Annotated in this window: 12 protein-coding genes; 8 read left to right on the forward strand and 4 right to left on the reverse strand. The window is 45.4% G+C overall.

Going from position 1 to position 19143, the window contains the following annotated elements; translation table 11 throughout:
- Positions 1 to 64 precede the first annotated feature (64 nt).
- From A3K86_RS15520 to pelG, 7 genes are all read left to right on the forward strand, one after another.
- Positions 65 to 2791, forward strand: a complete 2727-nt coding sequence (locus A3K86_RS15520) for an endo alpha-1,4 polygalactosaminidase (RefSeq protein ID WP_068333048.1) — start codon at positions 65 to 67, stop codon at positions 2789 to 2791.
- A 103-nt stretch (positions 2792 to 2894) separates the two neighbouring features.
- Positions 2895 to 6419 (forward strand): tetratricopeptide repeat protein, encoded by a 3525-nt coding sequence (locus A3K86_RS15525; protein ID WP_068333051.1) that lies wholly within the window; start codon positions 2895 to 2897, stop codon positions 6417 to 6419.
- 14 nt (positions 6420 to 6433) lie between these two features.
- Positions 6434 to 6952 carry a hypothetical protein gene (locus A3K86_RS15530; protein ID WP_068333054.1) on the forward strand — a complete coding sequence of 173 codons (519 nt, stop codon included), beginning with the start codon at positions 6434 to 6436 and terminating at the stop codon, positions 6950 to 6952.
- 41 nt (positions 6953 to 6993) lie between these two features.
- Positions 6994 to 8337 (forward strand): PelD GGDEF domain-containing protein, encoded by a 1344-nt coding sequence (locus A3K86_RS15535; RefSeq protein WP_068333056.1) that lies wholly within the window; start codon positions 6994 to 6996, stop codon positions 8335 to 8337.
- Positions 8300 to 9268: a tetratricopeptide repeat protein gene (locus tag A3K86_RS15540; RefSeq protein ID WP_068333059.1), complete on the forward strand. Its 969-nt coding sequence runs from the start codon at positions 8300 to 8302 to the stop codon at positions 9266 to 9268. Before A3K86_RS15535 ends, A3K86_RS15540 begins: the two co-directional genes overlap by 38 nt.
- Positions 9265 to 10779 (forward strand): GT4 family glycosyltransferase PelF, encoded by a 1515-nt coding sequence (gene pelF / locus A3K86_RS15545; protein ID WP_068333061.1) that lies wholly within the window; start codon positions 9265 to 9267, stop codon positions 10777 to 10779. Before A3K86_RS15540 ends, pelF begins: the two co-directional genes overlap by 4 nt.
- Complete coding sequence (gene pelG, locus A3K86_RS15550; protein ID WP_068333064.1) at positions 10760 to 12133, forward strand: exopolysaccharide Pel transporter PelG; 1374 nt, start codon at positions 10760 to 10762, stop codon at positions 12131 to 12133. Before pelF ends, pelG begins: the two co-directional genes overlap by 20 nt.
- A 79-nt stretch (positions 12134 to 12212) precedes the next feature.
- On the opposite strand, the gene A3K86_RS15555 is transcribed toward pelG, so the two are convergent.
- The gene (locus A3K86_RS15555; protein WP_068333067.1) at positions 12213 to 13034 is read right to left on the reverse strand and encodes a slipin family protein; all 822 of its coding nucleotides are present in this window, start codon (positions 13032 to 13034) and stop codon (positions 12213 to 12215) included.
- 4 nt (positions 13035 to 13038) lie between these two features.
- Positions 13039 to 14496, reverse strand: a complete 1458-nt coding sequence (locus A3K86_RS15560; protein ID WP_068333070.1) for an NfeD family protein — start codon at positions 14494 to 14496, stop codon at positions 13039 to 13041.
- Positions 14497 to 14813: 317 nt separating this feature from the next.
- Here A3K86_RS15560 and A3K86_RS15565 point away from each other — a divergent pair, with 317 nt between their 5' ends.
- The gene (locus A3K86_RS15565) at positions 14814 to 15902 is read left to right on the forward strand and encodes a substrate-binding periplasmic protein (protein WP_068333073.1); all 1089 of its coding nucleotides are present in this window, start codon (positions 14814 to 14816) and stop codon (positions 15900 to 15902) included.
- Between the two features lie 91 nt (positions 15903 to 15993).
- On the opposite strand, the gene viaA is transcribed toward A3K86_RS15565, so the two are convergent.
- Complete coding sequence (viaA, locus tag A3K86_RS15570; RefSeq protein WP_068333076.1) at positions 15994 to 17442, reverse strand: ATPase RavA stimulator ViaA; 1449 nt, start codon at positions 17440 to 17442, stop codon at positions 15994 to 15996.
- A 46-nt stretch (positions 17443 to 17488) separates the two neighbouring features.
- A complete protein-coding gene (locus tag A3K86_RS15575) occupies positions 17489 to 19141 on the reverse strand; it encodes an ATPase RavA domain-containing protein (protein ID WP_068333079.1) in 1653 nt (550 codons plus the stop codon).
- Positions 19142 to 19143 lie beyond the last annotated feature (2 nt).

A 19143-nucleotide genomic window follows, 5' to 3' on the forward strand; every position in this document is an offset into this window, starting at 1 on the left:
TCATACATAGGGCGTATTAATGTCGGCTTTTTTTACGGTTCAAGTCATACAAAGGATTGTTGTTATGCGTTGGACACTCTTGCTGCTAATGAGCATGTCATTTAGCTTATTTGCTAAAACACCTCCTTCCATCGTGTTTTACTACAACGATGTCGATTCCGTTCGTGAGTTAATCAACTACGACCGCGTTGTTGTGAACGCCAATCTCATTACTGACAAGCAAATCAATACCTTACATCAAGCAGATTCACTCGTTTTCGCCTACATCAGTGTCGGCGAATATGACGGTGAAATGCTGCCTTCTGAATTAAAAAAAGCCTCTCCAATCAAGAATGAAAATTGGCAAAGCCATGCTATGCGATTGACCGCACCTGAATGGCAAAAATATCTGCTTCAAGAAGCTAAGAAAATGACAGAACGAGGCTTTGATGGTCTATTTCTAGATACTCTTGATAGCTACTATTTGTTTGCCAAAGAAGTTACCGAGCAGAAAAAGCAGCAACAAGCGCTCAGCCAAATCATTACGCAGTTTCACAATTTACCCAATCAGCCAAAGCTATTGCTTAACCGTGGTTTTGAAGTGATCCCACAATTAAAAGTGCCTGTTTACGCTGTGGCGGCTGAATCACTTTACGACAGCTACCATCCAAGCGATAACAGCTATCAAAAGGTCAGTGAGAACGACCGAACATGGTTGAAGGAAAAATTAGCTGAAGTTCAAGCGCTGGGTATTGAAACAATAGCCATAGATTACATTCCAGCATCCGACCGTGATGAACAACGTAAAGCAGCAAAACGATTAATGGATGAAGGTTACACCCCTTATGTGAGTGATGGTCTGCTCTACGAGTTTGGAACCAGCACAGTACAACCAATCGCAAAGCGCGTACTGGGCTTTTTTGATAGTCGCTATGGCGCGATGAACAGCTCTCAATGCCACCGTATGTTAGCAATGCCATTGGAATATGATGGCTACGTTCCTGAGTGCCAAGACGTCAACACTTTCGATTTTAGCACGGTCGATTTAAGCCGTTACGCAGCGGTTTATACTTGGTTGGAGCAATCTTCATTTCAGCGCGTCCCTGCGCTGTCTCAGTGGCTAAATAAAGTTATCTTTAAAACGCCAATTCTATTTATTAATCAGTTACCGACTGACACTGCATTGCTTTCACGCCTTGGGATTCAAAAACAAGGCGAGCTAATTGGAAAAATCAACATTACCTCAGGTAAAGACTGGCTAAAAGGACGCTACCCTCTGTCGTTCAGTCAATTTGAAACTCATGCCAAAGTCACTATCGACCGTCAATCAATCACCCCTATCATCACGCTAGAAGATGAAAATAAGCAGCAATCCGCGCTCTTTTTCAAAGCTGGTTGGGGTGGCGCAATTTTAAATCCTCTCCCTGTGGCAAGTTTGGCGAATGAAAGCGAAGTGTGGCAAATCGACCCTTTCCGCCTTGTTGAAGAGACGCTGTACTTACCAACGATTCCTGCCGCTGATGCCACCACAGAGTCGGGACGTCGAGTCTTAACAAGCCATGTTGATGGCGATGGTTTTCCATCTAAAGGTTGGTTCCCCGGTAAGCCTTATACCGCCGAAGTCTTACTCGAACATGTATTTAAGAAATACACCATTCCACAAACCGTTTCTGTCATAGAAGGCGAAATTGGCAAACGCGGCTTATACCCAAAACAAAGCCCGCAGTTAGAGTCAATTGCGCGTGATATTTTCCGCCTTCCGCACATTGAGTTGGCTTCCCACACCTTTAGTCATCCGTTCTTTTGGGACTTTGATAAAAAAATTGATGCTCGCCAATACGGCGAGCACTTGCCAATACCCGGTTATACCGTGGATTACGACAATGAGATCATCGGCTCAATCAACTATATCAACCAAAACCTTGCGCCTAAAAATAAAAAAGCCCGAGTGATTTTATGGTCAGGCAAAGCCGATCCTAAAGAAGATATCTTAGCTATTGCAGAGAAAGCCAACCTACTCAATGTCAATGGTGGCAATACCTATGTCGTTCGCGGCAACGACAACTTCACCCAAGTATCACCAACCATCACTTGGTATCCGTCTGCGGTTCATGTGTACGCGCCAGTCCTTAACGAAAACCTCTACACCAACCTTTGGACAGAGCATCACGACGGTTACGGGCGTGCAGTAGAAACCTTTAAGTTGCTTGGCTCACCGCGCCGTCTCAAAACTATCGCCATTTACTACCACATGTATTCAGGCGCTTACCCTGCCTCTCTCAAAGGCTTATTAAATGTGTACGACTGGGCAGTACAGCAAAAAGTAACACCGCTGTATTTAAGTGAATACGCTGAGCGCGCCCGCACTCTATATGAAACAGGCTTAGCGCGCACCTTAGACAACAAATGGCAAATTACCACCACGGGGATCAAAAGCCTCAGAGTACCTAACGCACTTGGCTACCCTGCCACTAGCACTGGCAAACTAGCCGGTTGGGAGCAAGGTCCTGATGGGCGTTACCTCATTTTGAATCAACCTCGTACGCAGATTGCATTTAGTCAAAATCAAACCAAAGCGCCACGATTACGCAGCGCCAATGCCCCACTCCTTAAGTGGCAACAAAATGGCAATACCATTCATTGGGCATTTAACAGCCATGTCCCATTCGATATGGAGTTAGCGAATACGGGGCAATGCCAGTTTAGAAGTGAAACACCACTAAAACGTACAACACAGAAAAACAATACAGTTCGCTATCAATCTACAAAACCCGGTGTATTCAAAGGTACCCTAACTTGTCGTCAATTATAAAAGGCCAGTAATAACAATAAGTAATGAGCTTAACGCATTCATTATAAAAACAAGAACAAGTTAGTTTTGCGCTTAACCGAAACAAAGGTTGCTTTACGACGTTATGAAAAAGCTTGGATCAGAAGACAACTACAAAAAACCGCCAAGAATCCGATTAGTCAATCGCCTATCTTTGGTCATACTGACGCTAACTTCATTGTGGGCGTTGTGGTTAGTTGCGCCGACAAAAGCCATGTTAGTGCAATTGATTTCTCGCTCAACATCACCAGAAGTCTCGTTAGCATTCCTTAACGAACTTGAAGTGCTTGAACCGACTAACCGCGATATTTTGTTCATGCAGGCGCAGAATCAGCTTGAGCTAGGTCAGTTTCGTGAGGCTTCCGGCTCACTCCTTCCAATCCTCTTTTTCAAAGACGGAAAACGTGATTGGCAGAGCCATGATCTCTACTTAGATCTCTTGCTACAACAAGCCTATGACCAAGATGAGTACCTTAAAGACCGATCTCGCTCCGCGATTGATGTCTTTTTCTCTGGCATTGATTACATCCCTGAAGCAGTTGCAGCACGAAAATTTGCTGATGCTGCAATATCACTTGGTATGCCCCAGTACGCCCTTAAATTTTTATCACCTCACCTTAAAAGTGGCGAAACCAGCTACCGCGAATTAATTGAACTTGCGCTGCAAACTTCCGATTTCCCGAATGCAGCCAAACTACAGCAAGAAGCTTTCTATGAATACGAGAGCTTGGAGTCGCTCAATGCGCTCATCAAATTAAACCTTCAAGCTAACAATACTGCAGCCAACTTGGCTTTCTTCCGTAGTTACCAAGGGGCTCTCACAGCTCAACCAGACTATCTTGCTTTAGTGATAAACCAAGCAAAAGCCGCGGGTGATTTACCCCTTGCCTTAGAAAAATCACAACAACTCCTAGCCATTCAACCTAGCCAAGCCCTGTTGTTAGATACCGCAGATATCGCTATTGCCAATAGCGATCTCACCTTAGCGGCAAAACTGCTAACACAAGCTAACCAGCAAGGTGAAAATGCCGATACGCTTACCCGCCTTCACAGCGTATATCGCTGGCAAAGTGATATTCCAAGTGCATTGAAAACCAGCATAGCCCTACTGAAATATCAACCAAACGAGCACCAGGTTCGTGCTGGTATCGAAGAGTCCAAAGCGTTGGGCGATATTTACCACGAGGGTATTTTCTTTAATGCTCTTGCCAACCGTAACGCATTAAAAGCCAGTGAATACACGGCATGGCTAAATGCTTATGAAAAAGCCAAAGGCACGCCAGATACTCTTAACAGCCTAATCTCGTTAAGTCATAAACGCCCTTATGATGCAGCCTTGATCAATCATAAAGCGCGACTGTACTCATACAAAAGTGATCATCAACAAGTCATCAAACAACGTGAACAATTACAGCGCCTTCGTAAACCCACGACCGAAGAAGCAATGCGTTTTGCTGACGCTTACCTTTATTTAAATGATCCTGAAGCCGCTCTGAAAGTACTAACTGAGCCAAAAGATTGGGCTCTGGCGGATACCCAATACCTGACTATGGTAGCTGCGTTAGCGTGGGATACCAGCAACCAAGCACTTGCCAAGCAGAGTCAAAACTACCTATTGCAACGTTCAGTAGCCAACGTCGATGTTTACCGTTATATCCAACTTCACGCGCCATTTGATGCAGAAGATATTGAGAAACTAACCCAGCTATATCGCGAATCGGGTAACAGTGAATTCCTTTTGTTAGCGATTCGTGTCAGCCATGAAGCCAAGCAATACCAGCAAATGCCTGCATTGCTGGCACTTGCAAGTAAGGACAAATATTTAGCCGACAGTGGCGAAGTGCACTATTACCATGCCTTGCTGGCAGTGAAAAACGGTGATATCGAGCTCGCTCACCAGTTGTACCAACAAGCCATTACGAGTTCGCAAAGTTACCAGCCTGCTGTGAACAGTTATTTATGGTGGTTAATTGCGAGTAACGATAAGCAAAGACTTGCGCATCTTTATGATAGCTACCGTTTGCCTCTCGCCAATGAACCTGATTACTGGTCAGCCTTTGCTGCAGCGGCACAAATGCTAGACCGAAATGATGAGGCCGATGTTTGGTATCAACGTTTGATCAAACATACCGATGAGCCAAGTGCCGCATTGCTCCTTAACTACGCTTCTTTACTTGAGCTTAGAGAACAACACGACCGCGCATATAAACTACGCAAGTATGTCGCAAAAAATATGGCCACCTCTTTGATGACGGAGGTTGATGGCGATATCTCACACCGCGCTTTAATCGCCCTTTTTGCTGGCGAACGTACTGCCTTGCAACTCGTCGAGAAAAACACGCTGGCTAAACCGACAACCAATAATGTCGCTGAACTATTTCGTTATTACCTCGCGCAAGGGCGCGCTGACACCGTACTTTACTGGCATGAAAAAACCGCATTAAGCCAATATGAATTGCCGGATTGGCAAAAGCTGTCGCTTGCGATTGAAAAGCATGATCGCCCAACAATGGAGAAACTGCTTACAGAGTCTCTGACTTTGCCAGTTGCAGATAAAAACTATGCGTTACAAGCGGTTGGACGTCACCAGCAAGCATGGCAGCAAGGTCAGCAGGAAATCGGCACCTTAGGCGATAAGATCGCGGAAAAGCAACTGCGCAAAAATCATGTGAATCAGCATCCAAACAAGGTGCATAGCGTTCGTGCAAAAAATACCGCCATTACTCAATGGGATATAAACCGAACCAGTCTCGATTATTTTGCGCCTTATTATCATGGTTACTACCGACTTGGCTTGGACTTCCAACAAGCGGATGCCCCTGAGATTATCAATCAAACACCTATTGATGACGAATTTCGTATCCGCGGCAGCGTCCATTGGCAACAAAACGAAAGCTTATGGACTTTAGCTACCGATATTGCCGATGGTGTTGGCGACCCACGCCTTGGCTTACAAGCAGCTTTCCAAACTCAGCTCGATAACTACTGGTCAGGTGGCATCAAATTTGGCATTAACAACCACCTTGAAGCCAGCCAACTAATGACCATTGCAGGTCAAGACAATCAGCTGGGCTTTAACCTTAATTACCAACCGACAGCACGTGAAAACCTTGCCATGCAGGTGACATTACACGATATGAGCACCCGTTTTGGCGATGATATCGGTACTGGATGGGACATGACCTTACGTGCTAGTGAGCAGTTGTTCTTTAACGATCCTGCATGGCAGCTTTATAGCGAGTACAGCTATCAAAAAGTGAATTATAGCGATGGCCCACTCACAGGTGCGAACGCATGGAATAAAGGACCAAACCAACTAGGACCGCAAGATTTTGTTTCCGAACGCTATCAGCGCTTCGCCATCGGTCAACGCTTATGGCACGGCAACCCTGGCGTACCAGGGGCAACGGTACCGTCACCACATTATTGGTTGGATAACTCCATTGGCTACAACTTTGAGGCCAAGCAAATCGACATGACAATAAGCGCAGGCTTAGGCTGGCGCATTATCGGTAACGATGAACTCTTTATGGGAGTTGACTGGCAAAGCCAAGATCGCAATGGCGATGAGTCGTTAAAACTAACCTTCGGTTACTACTACAACTTCTAACAGGGAGAAGTCAGATGAAACGCATCTTACTAGCAGCATCGATAATAGGGCTAAGTGCTTGTTCTAGCTATCAAGTACCCGATAGTCCACTGTTTGCCGCCAATTCAAATTGGGTGATTATGCCACTCGAAAATCACTCCAGTACACCGATGGCGTCTGAAAAAGTAGAGAAAATTCTCAATGCTCAGCTTTACGCCAAAGGAATCCGTGCCACGCTTTATCCTGAGCTAAATAGTAACAATCTTGCCGTTATCATTGATGATTCGGCGAAACGCAAGCAGGCGCAAGCATGGCTAGCTTCACAACCTGCGGATTACATTATTACTGGCTCAGTAGAAGAGTGGCACTATAAAAGTGGCCTTGATGGTGAACCTGCGGTAGGCATTACCCTCGAAGTGAAGTCGGCGAAAAGTAAAGCTACACTTTGGCGTGCAACAGGTTCTCGCGGTGGTTGGGGACGCGAAAGCGTCAGCGGCACAGGACATATCGTTATTGATGAGTTACTCGATGGCCTGAATATCGAACAGCAATAACCCAACTAAGAAGAACAGAATAAACGCGTGCGGGATAGCTTATGAATAAACTCTGGAACCGCTTAATAATTGGCTTTAAAGAGGATGGCTTCGCATGGCTGGAAACAGCCGTCATTGCGGTGTTATCTATCTATATCTGGATGAAATCAGATTCGCTAGCCCCGACCTCAACCGAGCATAACTTCTTCTGGCCTTTGTTTGGTCCTTTGCTCATTGCCCTTCGCTACGGTTTTGCTAAAGGCTTCATCTGCGCCTTACTGACCACTGCAGGGCTGGCAACAGCTATGCGGATTACGGGCGTATTGGAGTTCTACCCATTCTCCCTTGCGGTAGGCACCATACTAACGGCGATGATCGCTGGCGAATTTCGAGATTATTGGCACAACATCAATCAGCGCCACATTCTCGATCACCAATACATGAGTCAGAAACTTGAGAGTTTCACCAAAAACTACCATTTGCTCAAAGTCTCTCACGATCAGCTTGAGCAACGCACCGCAGGGCAAACCATCAGCTTACGCGCCAGTATCCAAACCCTGCAAAAAATCGCCTCATCACATGCTGACAAGCGATTGGAGTTTATTGGCCGCCCGCTGTTGAATTTGCTATCTGAAATTGGTGGTCTTCAAGTAGCAGGGATCTATAAAGTCGTCAATGGCAAAATTGATCCAAACGTCCATGCCGTCTTAGGGGATCAGCACCGATTAGTGCTCAATGACCCTATGTTGCAAGACATGATGGAAACGCGAAAACTCCTCTCACCAGCCAAAATTGGTGACAACGAAGTGCATAAATCTCGCTATCAACTGTGCATTCCTCTGCTCGATACCATGGGGAATTTACAAGCGGCTGCACTGGCTGAAAATGCGAAATTCTTTATGCTGACACCAGCCAACGTTGCCTTGTTATCACTGGTTTCTAACCATGCAGCCGACCTACTCAGCGACTCGCTACTGACGCCAGTATTGAAAGCCAATCAGCGCGATCTATTCCAGCAATATCTTGCGCGAGCCAAATACAACAAACGTCACTACGGTGCTGATAGTAACCTTGTCGCCTTTGTCGATACCACGGGCAAACATGGCAAAGTACTACATAACGTCGTTAACTACCGTCGTGGCGCTGATGTGTACTGGACATGTCAATCCACCAGCAATCAACCTGTATTAATGGTGTTACTGCCGCTGACGACAACCTTTGACAGCCAGCAGTACATCAACCGCGTCACCGAACTATTGAAGAATCATATCGGTGATGACATACGCAATATCGATATTCTTGGCCCTCTCTCGCTTGATACCGATAGCAAACAAATTACAACCATCATGGATGAACTAGGAGCCGTAGATGAAAGTCTGGTTATTTCTTCAGACAATCGCATTTGAATCTGCTGGCTTTTATATCCTACTCGACAAGGATATGACGCTGCAGCACTGGCTTGGGTTCGCCGCAACCCATGCCCTCGCCTGCGCCAGTTTTACCCTGCTATGTTGGATCTTATTGCCTAAGAAATACAAAACACCGGTTATCAGTTCGGTGAGCTTCCTATTTCTATTTAATTTCTTATTGCCGCTCTTTGGCATGATAGGTACTGCGGCTTCCTTACTGGTTGCCTTGTACATTCCTCGAAAACAAAACATGGTGACGTGGGAAGAGTGTGAAGAAGCACCGCTGCCACAAAGTCCAGGGGATGTTATTAATACTCAATTTGGCTCAGGTGCTTTACGCGAAATTTTGCTGCATAACACAGATCCTGAGCGCCGTTTACTTGCCGTAAGCGCCATTCGACATCTGCCAAAACCGCAAGCTGTGCCTTTGTTACAATTGGCATTAAAAGATCTTTCAGACGATGTGCGTCTACTGGCTTACGCCTCTCTCGAAACCATAGAAACCCAAATTAATGAAGCCATTGCCCTGTTTAAGAATCAATTCCAGTTTAAAGAACAAGCGAGCAAGGCCTATGAGATAGCCCAACAATACTGGGAGCTTTGTTATCTGGGCATTGCAGAAGGTGCGCTTCGCAAACACTACCTAGAACAAGCTGAGCACTACCTCAAACTGGCAATCAAAATCACCCCTGATGCGTCGAGTCATTTATTACTCGGACGTGTTTTATTAGAACAACAACGCCCGCACGATGCGATGCGCAGTTTAACCCAAGCAATGGAAGGCGGATTATTAGTAAAACAAGTCGCGCCATATTTGGCTGAAGCCGCTTATGAAGCGGGCGACTATGAAACCGCTAAGTATTACATCAACTATTTCCCTGAGCAGAAAGGTGAGAAGTTGAGTCAAATTAAGGAGTACTGGGCATGAGCAAGGACGTAGATATTTGCCTCTTACTCGAAGGAACTTACCCCTATGTACGAGGGGGCGTATCGAGTTGGGTCCATCAAATCATCAGTGGCTTACCTGAGTTTAACTTTCACCTAATTTTCCTAGGTGGTCATCCTGAGTTCTATAAAAAACCAGCGTATGAATTTCCGGAAAACGTAGTCGGTTTTGAGGTGCATTACCTACTGGCAAACAACAGCCATTTACCGCCTAAAGCGCGCCGTGGCAGCAATAAGCTTTTTAGAGCATGGGGAAAATTCTTATCTTTCTTCGAGCGAAATGATCAGCCGATCCCACCAGACCTACTACGTGATGTTTCTGACTTCTTGGGAAAAAACAACCAACTGACGTTAAGCGACTTCCTGTATAGCGAAGCCTCGTGGGATGTCCTTACCAACCGCTACCTTAACGCAGCAGAGCACCAATCCTTTGTGGATTATTTCTGGACCTACCGCAATATTTATCAGCCTTTATTTGTGTTATCTGAAATCGCGCAAAACTTACCAGATGCCAAGGTATATCACAGTGTGTCGACTGGTTACGCCGGTTTTCTCGGTGCTCTATGTCGCAAACGTACCGAGCGCCCTTACCTACTGACCGAGCATGGCATTTACACCAAAGAACGTAAGATCGATTTAGCCCAAGCCACGTGGATCAAAGATCGCCACAAACTGATCGATATCAGCATGCACAAAGATATGGATATAACCCGTAAAACATGGATCCGTTTCTTTGAACAACTAGGCTTAACCGCGTACCACCAAGCCAATAAAATCGTGGCTTTATTTGAAGGAAATCGCCAACGCCAGCACAAGGATGGAGCCCCCGATGCGCGTACTAAAGTCATAGTTAACGGCATTGATACTGAGCGCTTTGGCAAAGCTTATCAACTTCGTCCTGACACGCCTCCTATGGTTGTCGGTCTCGTTGGTCGGGTGGTTCCAATCAAAGATATCAAAACCTTCATTCGTACCATTCGTGGCGCGGTAGAAATGCTGCCTGGATTAGAGGGTTGGATTATTGGTCCAACAGAAGAAGACGAAGCTTATGTGCACGAATGCGAACTGCTAATCGAAAGCCTTGGCTTAGAGAGCAATGTCAAAATGCTGGGTAGCCAAAATGTCGCAGAAATGATGCCGCAACTGGGTGTGATGATGCTGACCTCTATTAGTGAAGCTCAGCCTTTGGTGCTGCTTGAGGCCATGGCAGCAGGCATTCCATGTATTGCGACTGAAGTTGGAGCATGTCGTGAAATTATTGAAGGCGCTGCAGGTGAAGATGCTGCGCTTGGTAGTTGTGGCGAAATCATCCCTATCGCCAGTCCAACTGATGGCGCTAACGCAATTGTGAAAATTCTAGGTGATGCCGAAAAATGGCGTCATGCAGGCGATGTTGGTAAGTCTCGTGTGATTCGTTATTACGATGAAGAGCTCATGTACGACTCATATCGCAATTTGTATCAGGAGGCCATTGATGGCTGGCATCGGGTTTGAATTAAGAAAAATACTAAAGAAAAATACCCTGCTATCCATGCTTGAAGCTTATGGCTTGGCAGGCTTGATAAGCTCTGGTCCTTGGGTGCTCTCAATTTTGGCATTGCTTGCCATCGGTATTTTCAGCATTGGCTGGGTGTTCCCCACTTATGTCATCGTCCAGTTTCTGGTCTTAGTCACCTATTTGATGGCAGGATCGCTGATCATTAGTGGCTTGTTCCAATTACTGCTGACCCGCTTTATTTCTGATCTCTTATTCTCCAAACAAGAACACAGGATCGTTCCTAACTTACTTGGTTCTATGCTAGTAACCAGTGTACTCGCAGGGCTTGTCGGCGGTGGCATTCTCGCGATGAGTCACAACATCGAACCAGCGGTGAAAGTCACCATTTTCACATCACTGGTTTTACTCTGTAACCAATGGCTGATTTTGATTTTTTTAAGCGGGATGAAAGAGTACTACCGCATATTCCTTACCATGATGTTTAGTTATGGGCTCATGGTTGCGCTCAGCTTCATCTTCACCTCCAAAGGCTTACTAGGGTTGATGCTAATTTTCACCTCCTGTCAGGCCGTGCTCACTTTTGCATTTCTCTACCACGTGATTCGAGATTTCCCCGCGAACCAATTAGTCTCGTTTGAGTTCCTTAATAAGAAAAAAACCTTTTTCTCTCTGATCTTCTGTGGCTTTTTCTACAACCTCGGCGTGTGGTTAGATAAATTCGTATTCTGGTTTCGCGATGAAACCTCACACCAAGTGATCGACCTATTCCGTGCATCGTACATTTACGATCTCCCGATCTTCATCGCCTACCTTGCGATTGTACCGGGTATGGCCGTATTCATGCTTAGGATGGAAACGGACTTTGCTGATGCCTGCCTTAATTTCTACGAGTCAGTGCGAGAAGGGGCTACGTTACAATCCATTTATCTATTAAAAGACAAAATGGTACTGGCGTGTCGTCAGAGTATTTACGAGATCTTTAAAGTCCAAGGTATGACACTCGCACTGCTTCTACTGTGGGCTGAAGATATCTTAGTCGCGCTAAACATCGATCTCTCCTATCTTCACTTACTGTACGTTGATTTAGTGGGGGTAAGCTTGCAGGTCTTGGTAATGTCGATCCTCAACGTAATGTATTACCTAGATAAACGCTATTCAGCGCTGATACTCACTATTTTTATGGCACTCAGTAACTATGTTCTCGCCCACCTCAGTATTGAAATGGGGCCTGTTTTCTATGGTTATGGTTTCGCAGTAACCATGCTGCTGACCACCATCATTGGCTTGGTGATGCTAGATCGCCAATTCAACGATTTGGAATACCGCACTTTCATGCTGCAACGCACTTAATCTCTAAAAAGCTCTCCGATCAAAAAGCGCCCTCAACTTGAGGGCGCTTTTATTTTAAATTGCCATTGCCTAAAGTTAGCTAATCATTCCCTTCATTAGGCTGTTCCGGCTTATTGGGTGAAGCGTTAGCTTTTACCGATGATTTCACTTGTGGCGACACAAACTCTGAGATCTTATCAACTAAATCAATCGGCATTGGGAAAACGATCGTCGATGTTCTGTCATTGGCGATTTCAGTTAGCGTCTGCATATAACGAAGCTGAACCGCGTTCGGTGATTGATTTAGCACTCGCGCCGCTTCAGTCAACTTAGTCGACGCTTCTAGCTCACCGGTTGCATGGATCACTTTTGCACGACGAGAACGTTCGGCTTCAGCTTGTCGTGCTAACGCTCGTACCATACTGTCATCTAAATCCACATGCTTAATTTCAACATTGGCGATTTTGATCCCCCAGTTATCTGTGTGCTGATCCAAAATGCCTTGCAAATCATTATTAAGATCATCGCGTGCCGATAAAAGCTCGTCTAATTCATGCTGACCAAGCACAGAACGCAATGTAGTTTGCGAAAGCTGGCTGGTGGCTTCATGGTAATTTTCTACGTTGTTAATCGCCATTTTAGGATCAACTACCCGATAATAGACCACCGCATTCACACGTACCGAGACGTTATCACGGGTGATCAAGTCTTGAGTTGGGACATCTAGTACAATAGTCCGTAAATCAACTCTCACCATTTGTTGCACGATAGGTACAATAATGATCAGACCCGGACCTTTCACCTCATAAAACCGACCAAGTAAAAACACCACCGCACGCTCATACTCACGTAGCACCTTGAACATACTGGCAATTAAAACAATTACCAGCACCACGATTGTCGCTAACGAGTAGGTAAACATAGGCTTACTCCTTCGAACCAGTATCTACATCTAGCCACAATCCCGCTACTTTGGTGATCACCACGCGATCTCCTTGTGCCAAGTTAGTCGGCGATCTTGCCTGCCAGATTTCCCCTTCAACCATGACTTTCCCTTCACCGGGAAAACCACTCACAACAGTCGCTACCTGCCCCTGCATACACTCAACGCCAGTCGTCACAGGGCGTCGACGCACTCTGAGCAGTAGAGCCACTATCACAAAACAGAACACCGCTGATACTGCGGTCAAACCAATAATTAATGGCATTGCGATTTGATAACCGGGCACTTCGGTATCCATCAACATTATCGAGCCCAACACAAACGCTACGATGCCACCAAAGCCGAAAATCCCGAAACTCGGGCTAAAGGCTTCAGCCACCATCAGGGCAATGCCTAACATCAGCAACCCAAGCCCGGCATAACTCACTGGCAATAGCTGTAACGAATACATCGCAAGGATCAAACAGATCCCACCCAGAACTCCAGGAACACCGACGCCGGGGTTGTAGAACTCAAGTAATAAACCGTAGATACCAATCAGCATCAAAATATAAGCGACATTAGGATTGGTTAGCACAGTCAGCAATTTAAAGCGCCAGTCTTGCTCTCGTTCAACATAAGCAACATCAGCAAAATCTAGGGTCGTTTCTACACCGTTGATTTTCACCGTGCGACCATTCGCTTGTTCAATCAAGTCATCAAGCGTTGGCGCAATGTAATCAATCACGTTTTCTTTCAGCGCACTTTCCGCATCCAAACTGGCAGCTTCACGCACAGCCCGCTCAGCCCACACTTCGTTTCGACCATGCAATTTCGCTAAGCTCTGAATGTACGCTGCCGCATCATTCATCACTTTCTTCTCCATTGCAGTCTTAGTCGCTATGCGTTCATCCTCTTGTGAAGCGCTAGCATCGTCACTGCCTTCTTGACTAGCTTCTGATTGCTCTTTGCTCGCGGTCGCACTGTCATCATTACTGGCTGGTTTGTCTTGCTGAGATTCTTGCGCAGGTTCTTTTTTTGGCGCAAAAGGATTTGAATCGGCAGGATCGCTATCTTTGGGTGGACCGCCCATGGAAACAGGCGTTGCAGCCCCTAAGTTTGTGCCGGGGGCCATCACAGCTAAATGACTCGCTAATAGAATATAAGTACCAGCACTTGCTGCTCGAGAACCCGCGGGCCCAACCCAAGTAGCTATAGGTACGGGAGAAACCGTAATGGCATGGATGATATCGCGCATAGAAGTATCGAGCCCGCCGGGGGTGTCCATACGCAGAACAATCAACTTCGCTTGTTCTTCGTGGGCTAAATCAATCTCACGTGACACATAGTCACTAATCGCTGGGCCAATGCCTCCTTTCACATCGATGACCCAAACATCATCCGCTAACGTACTCAGCGGCCACATCAATAACGTCAGTAATAACAACCACAACCGTTTCATTGATACGCTCCGAAGCAGCTTGCGCTTTACTGTTTGCGAGCAAATCGCCTTGCTGCGCTCAAATATCTTCCTCTAAGGATAGTTTACGCTGTATTTTTTAATGGCTTGGCGTCTCACTGTTTAACCATGCCTTGTTCTAAATCAGCTTTATACTGAATACTCAAACGTTATGTTCGATACCAGTTCATAAACTTTAGCAGCTTATTCACGCAAACTATGGCTACCAACTAATACCTTGTGCAATAAGTTATTGATCACCTTTAGTTTGGAAAGCTCGCAAAACGAAACAAACACAGGCATTGCAATAGGAGATGTAGATGAGTGCAGTAACTAAACCCACCTCCCCTCTCGTTTATGTCTTGATCTTGCTGTTCTGCGCGTTATTCGCTTCACCCAGCCATAGCAAAAGCATCAATGTGGGTAGCTATGAGTGTCCCCCCTTCGTGATGAAGAATGAAGATGGCACCTATACGGGTTTAAGCATTCAACTGTGGCAGAAAATCGCAGATTCCTTGGGATTAAGTTATGAAATCACCAGCCATGAGCTAAAACCACTGTTAGATGATGTTGCATCAGGGGCAGTTGATATCGGGGTATCTTGTATTTCGATTACCGAAGAGCGGGAACTAGTGCTCGATTTCTCACATTCATTTTATGAAACTTCACTCGCCATTGCGGTAAAAGAGAAAGGTCATCTGCATACGCTTTTCAACATCTTAACCAATAAAAAGTTACTCACGATTTTAGGCGTTGTGTTTGCTGTCGCGGCATTTGTTGGGGCAATTTATTACCTGCTGGAGCACAAGGTCAACGACAAACTCTATTCCATGTCATCGCGACCTGCGAGGTTGTTAGAAGGTTTCTTGCTCGGTCTACTTTTTATCACCAAAGGCCCATTTAACTACTACGAATTCAAAACCCTCACAGGGCGTTTTATTACTGTGTTACTCGCCGTATCGACCACTTTTTTTATTGCCAGTATCACTGCGATTCTCGCCAGTACCTTCACCCTAGGCTTACTGAGCAGCGATATAAAAAGTCCGAAAGATTTAGCCAATATCAAAGTTGGCGCGAAGCTCGCCTCTACCTCATCGGTTTATTTAACCAACCAAAGCATTGTCCATCGTACTTATGAGTCTACCGATGAGATGCTTGAAGCACTCAATAAACGTGAAGTTGATGCAATCGTTGCCGATGATGCGGTATTAAAGTATTTGATCAAGAAAGCAAAAGAAGCGGGCGAATACTCGGATATCTCTGTATTGCCTTATCAGTTTGAAAAACAAAACTACGGTTTTGCTATCAGTGATAACAGCCCGTACGAAGAAGATCTCAATCGAGCACTGCTGAAAATTCGTAAAAGCCCGGAATGGCGTCAAGCACTGAGCCAATACTTTGCAGAGTAATACCCAGTCAACACCCGTTGTGTTACTCATAAAAAAACGCCCTCGGGATCAGCGAGGGCGTTTTAGGTGATTACTATCGCTTAGTTTATAGCTAGCGCCATTTCATCAAACGGCTAAACTTGGAAGGATGATAAGACCAACAGTGATCAAAAATATCCATCAAAGCAGGGTTACCATATTTAGACAAGGTGACCGCATGAAAGCGATTACGGCTTGCTTTTAGCTTATCGATTCGACGCAGCATTTCTTCTGGCTGTGACGGTGCGATAAAGTCTGACAACACGACCAAATCAGCATTTTTGTATTTCTCACCGCACATCAAATCAATAGATTGATCTAACACAGGCGCTAAATCAGTACCACCATGGAAAGAATAAGATAAGAAGTTTAGCACTTCACTTAATCCATCTTGCTTGGTCAATTCATACGTAATTTGTTGCGTCGAGAACATGATCACGAAACAATCACGATCTTCCGCCAACGCGATTTGCATCAAGCCATACGCTAACGCTTTAGCACATTGTTCCGGAAAGCCAGACATAGAACCCGAAGCATCGATACAAACAATGAACGGCCCTTTATCTTGCTCTACTTGTTTCGTTTGACGCTTGTATGCTTTTACTTTGCGTAGCTTACGTTGTGTGCCTTGAACCCGGTAGTTCATCAAACGCTTATCAACCAAATGCTTGTAGAACACGACTTCAAGCTCTGGGTAGGCTAAGAACATCGCTTCATTCGGCAGTAATTTAGAAAGGTCGTCACTTTCATGAATGCCGACAATATCGTCAGAGACATTGTCGCTGCGCTCTTCCACCATGCGAAGATCTTCAGACTTTACCCGTTCTTTGTTTGGATCGTCGATCTCATTTGCCATTCGGCCCAGCTTTTCAGCGATATCTTTTAAGCCACCGTTACGCTTTAAGAAACGCGCAACCGACTTCATGGTATCGATATCCGTGCGAGTGAGTTTGGCTTTTGCCATGTCCCATAACCGACCAGCTTTGGTTTCATCACCGGCTTCGGTCACCTGCTCCATTTGCTGCATGGTCTCGATGCGCTGGTACAAATCCGCCAACAGATGCTCTTTATGTTGCTCTAATTCATCGAACTGAGCCTGTTTAAGGGTTTCTGTTAGGTGCAAATACCACTGGTTACAGAAGTAACTTTGGAACATAGGATTGTGTTTGGCGTGCTCTTTCGCTACCAAAGACTTGGCTTTAAAGTAGAAGGCGGAATGCCCTTCTAATTGCTTCACAATATGATCAGCTTGGCTAATAAAGTAAGCCTGATCCCATTGTATCGCTTGTTCATAAAGACCGATTTCCTGCTTGAAACGATCTTCAATGCTAACCTTGCTGATCCTTTGCTGAACCTGAGCTCGCCATTTGCTGAGCTGGTTCTTCATCGCGGTTTTAATCCCTGGATTGGTTTCCGCTGCCATGATGATTTGTGGCTGCATTAAGAGTTCATGGATCGCAGAATCAATCATGCCCGATTCAGTCATCATCAAGGCAAGATTAATGCTTTCAGACACTGGCATAAGTCAAACTCCTCGGAACAACATTTATAACAGTATAAGAGGAGAACTAAGCAAAGTAGTCAGAAAGGTGTGCTACACGGAACGCGCCCTTCTCTACTTTGTTTTTCAACTCAGTAACAGAATCTGCTGCTTCAGCAATACTCTGTTCAATCAAAGCAGGCAATTCTGCTTCAACAAAGTTATGAGGTAACGCGCCATGGAATGAGCTACGTGACTTCTTGATATTGTGCTCAGCATCTACAACTTTCGCCGATGCACGATCGAGATCTTGCTGCCAATTGGCTTTCTGAGTTTCCGTAATACCTTTATGGCCAGCAATACCGACAAACACAGAACGATTTGCAATGTCTTTGATCACCAAGCGCAAATTGGCATCCACTTCAAATTGTAAACGGCATAGGTTAGTGTTCTTATTCACAAAACCATAGATGTCACATTGTCCGGTTTTAATCTTCTTCTCGAACTCATCGCCATCAACATACACCCAGCGACCGTCCCCTTTTTCTTGTTCAGAAACCGAAGGGTTCGCTTGCAGCATCACCAACTTGATCATGCGTGGGTTATGGTTGACGTTGTAACGTTTCGCACCTGAAAAATCGTATTTAAACCACTCTTTACGCATCATGGTTTCACGGCTAAAACTCATGCATAGCTCGCCAACCACTTCTTGGTTGATGCTATCGAGGATCGCCTGTGCTTCATTCGCATCATGTTGAGCAGCTTCTTGATTGAAGGCTTTATTCACTGCAAATTCACGCACTAACTCACGTACTACATGGCGCGACTCTGGGCTGTGCCATAAACAATCTTGCAGTAAGAGCAAATCAAGCGGATTAATGGATTTACGACCATTAAAGAAGGCACTGGCTTTAAGCAAGCGAACCGACTTTTTCCAACGACGGTCAGAAATATAAAGCTCACTATCGTGCTCTGCTGAGCCACCCGCTTCAACTTGCGCTTCAATCATGGTTTTAAGCTGATAGATCTTCTCGAAGATCGTTTCATCCAACTCAACATTTTCCAGATGGGCTTGCCACTGCTGATATTCTTCATCGGTAATTGCCAAGCTAGGATCGACTTCCTGAATACTCGGCCCTTCCCCCATCAGCATGGCTTTAAAGTTTTGCTTCTCTTGAATACGGTTGACGAATACACGCACGAGCATACGGTCGTATAAGGCTTCTAAACCGCTATCTTCATCTGGGAGTTCGTTAGAGGCTGTGATCAACAAACGCATAGGCACAGGCAAAACATCCTGTCCGTTTTTGAACGTGCGCTCGTTCACCACGGTTAATAAGGTATTTAGAATTGCTGGACCCGCCTTCCAGATCTCATCCAGAAAGACAACATCTGCTGTTGGTAGGTAGCCATCAACAAGACGAACATATTTACCGTTATCTTTTAATTCCTGAATTGAAAGGGGGCCAAACACCTCTTCAGGTGTGGAAAAACGTGTCATCAGGTAATCAAAAAAGCGGCTGTTATCGAAAGCTTGAATTAAGCGCTTAGCAATCAAACTTTTTGCAATACCAGGAGGGCCTAATAAAAATGCACTTTCACCAGCTAGTGCCGCAAGCAAACATAATTTGATCGTTTCTTCTCGTTCATAAACCCCATTGGATAGTGCTTTGATGAGCTTCTGAATTCGCTCTGAAATCAAGGCACCATTGGGCTGAGTTGATCTAGCCATAGTTAGCATAT

The organism is Photobacterium jeanii, assembly GCF_001650345.1.
Taxonomy (GTDB): domain Bacteria; phylum Pseudomonadota; class Gammaproteobacteria; order Enterobacterales; family Vibrionaceae; genus Photobacterium; species Photobacterium jeanii.

What these genes read in the sequence shown, in the direction of transcription:
- A3K86_RS15520 (WP_068333048.1), top strand. Translation starts at nt 65, where the DNA reads ATGCGTTGGACACTCTTGCTGCTAATGAGCATGTCATTTAGCTTATTT.
- A3K86_RS15525 (WP_068333051.1), top strand. Translation starts at nt 2,895, where the DNA reads ATGAAAAAGCTTGGATCAGAAGACAACTACAAAAAACCGCCAAGAATC.
- A3K86_RS15530 (WP_068333054.1), top strand. Translation starts at nt 6,434, where the DNA reads ATGAAACGCATCTTACTAGCAGCATCGATAATAGGGCTAAGTGCTTGT.
- A3K86_RS15535 (WP_068333056.1), top strand. Translation starts at nt 6,994, where the DNA reads ATGAATAAACTCTGGAACCGCTTAATAATTGGCTTTAAAGAGGATGGC.
- A3K86_RS15540 (WP_068333059.1), top strand. Translation starts at nt 8,300, where the DNA reads ATGAAAGTCTGGTTATTTCTTCAGACAATCGCATTTGAATCTGCTGGC.
- pelF (WP_068333061.1), top strand. Translation starts at nt 9,265, where the DNA reads ATGAGCAAGGACGTAGATATTTGCCTCTTACTCGAAGGAACTTACCCC.
- pelG (WP_068333064.1), top strand. Translation starts at nt 10,760, where the DNA reads ATGGCTGGCATCGGGTTTGAATTAAGAAAAATACTAAAGAAAAATACC.
- A3K86_RS15555 (WP_068333067.1), bottom strand. Translation starts at nt 13,034, where the DNA reads ATGTTTACCTACTCGTTAGCGACAATCGTGGTGCTGGTAATTGTTTTA.
- A3K86_RS15560 (WP_068333070.1), bottom strand. Translation starts at nt 14,496, where the DNA reads ATGAAACGGTTGTGGTTGTTATTACTGACGTTATTGATGTGGCCGCTG.
- A3K86_RS15565 (WP_068333073.1), top strand. Translation starts at nt 14,814, where the DNA reads ATGAGTGCAGTAACTAAACCCACCTCCCCTCTCGTTTATGTCTTGATC.
- viaA (WP_068333076.1), bottom strand. Translation starts at nt 17,442, where the DNA reads ATGCCAGTGTCTGAAAGCATTAATCTTGCCTTGATGATGACTGAATCG.
- A3K86_RS15575 (WP_068333079.1), bottom strand. Translation starts at nt 19,141, where the DNA reads ATGCTAACTATGGCTAGATCAACTCAGCCCAATGGTGCCTTGATTTCA.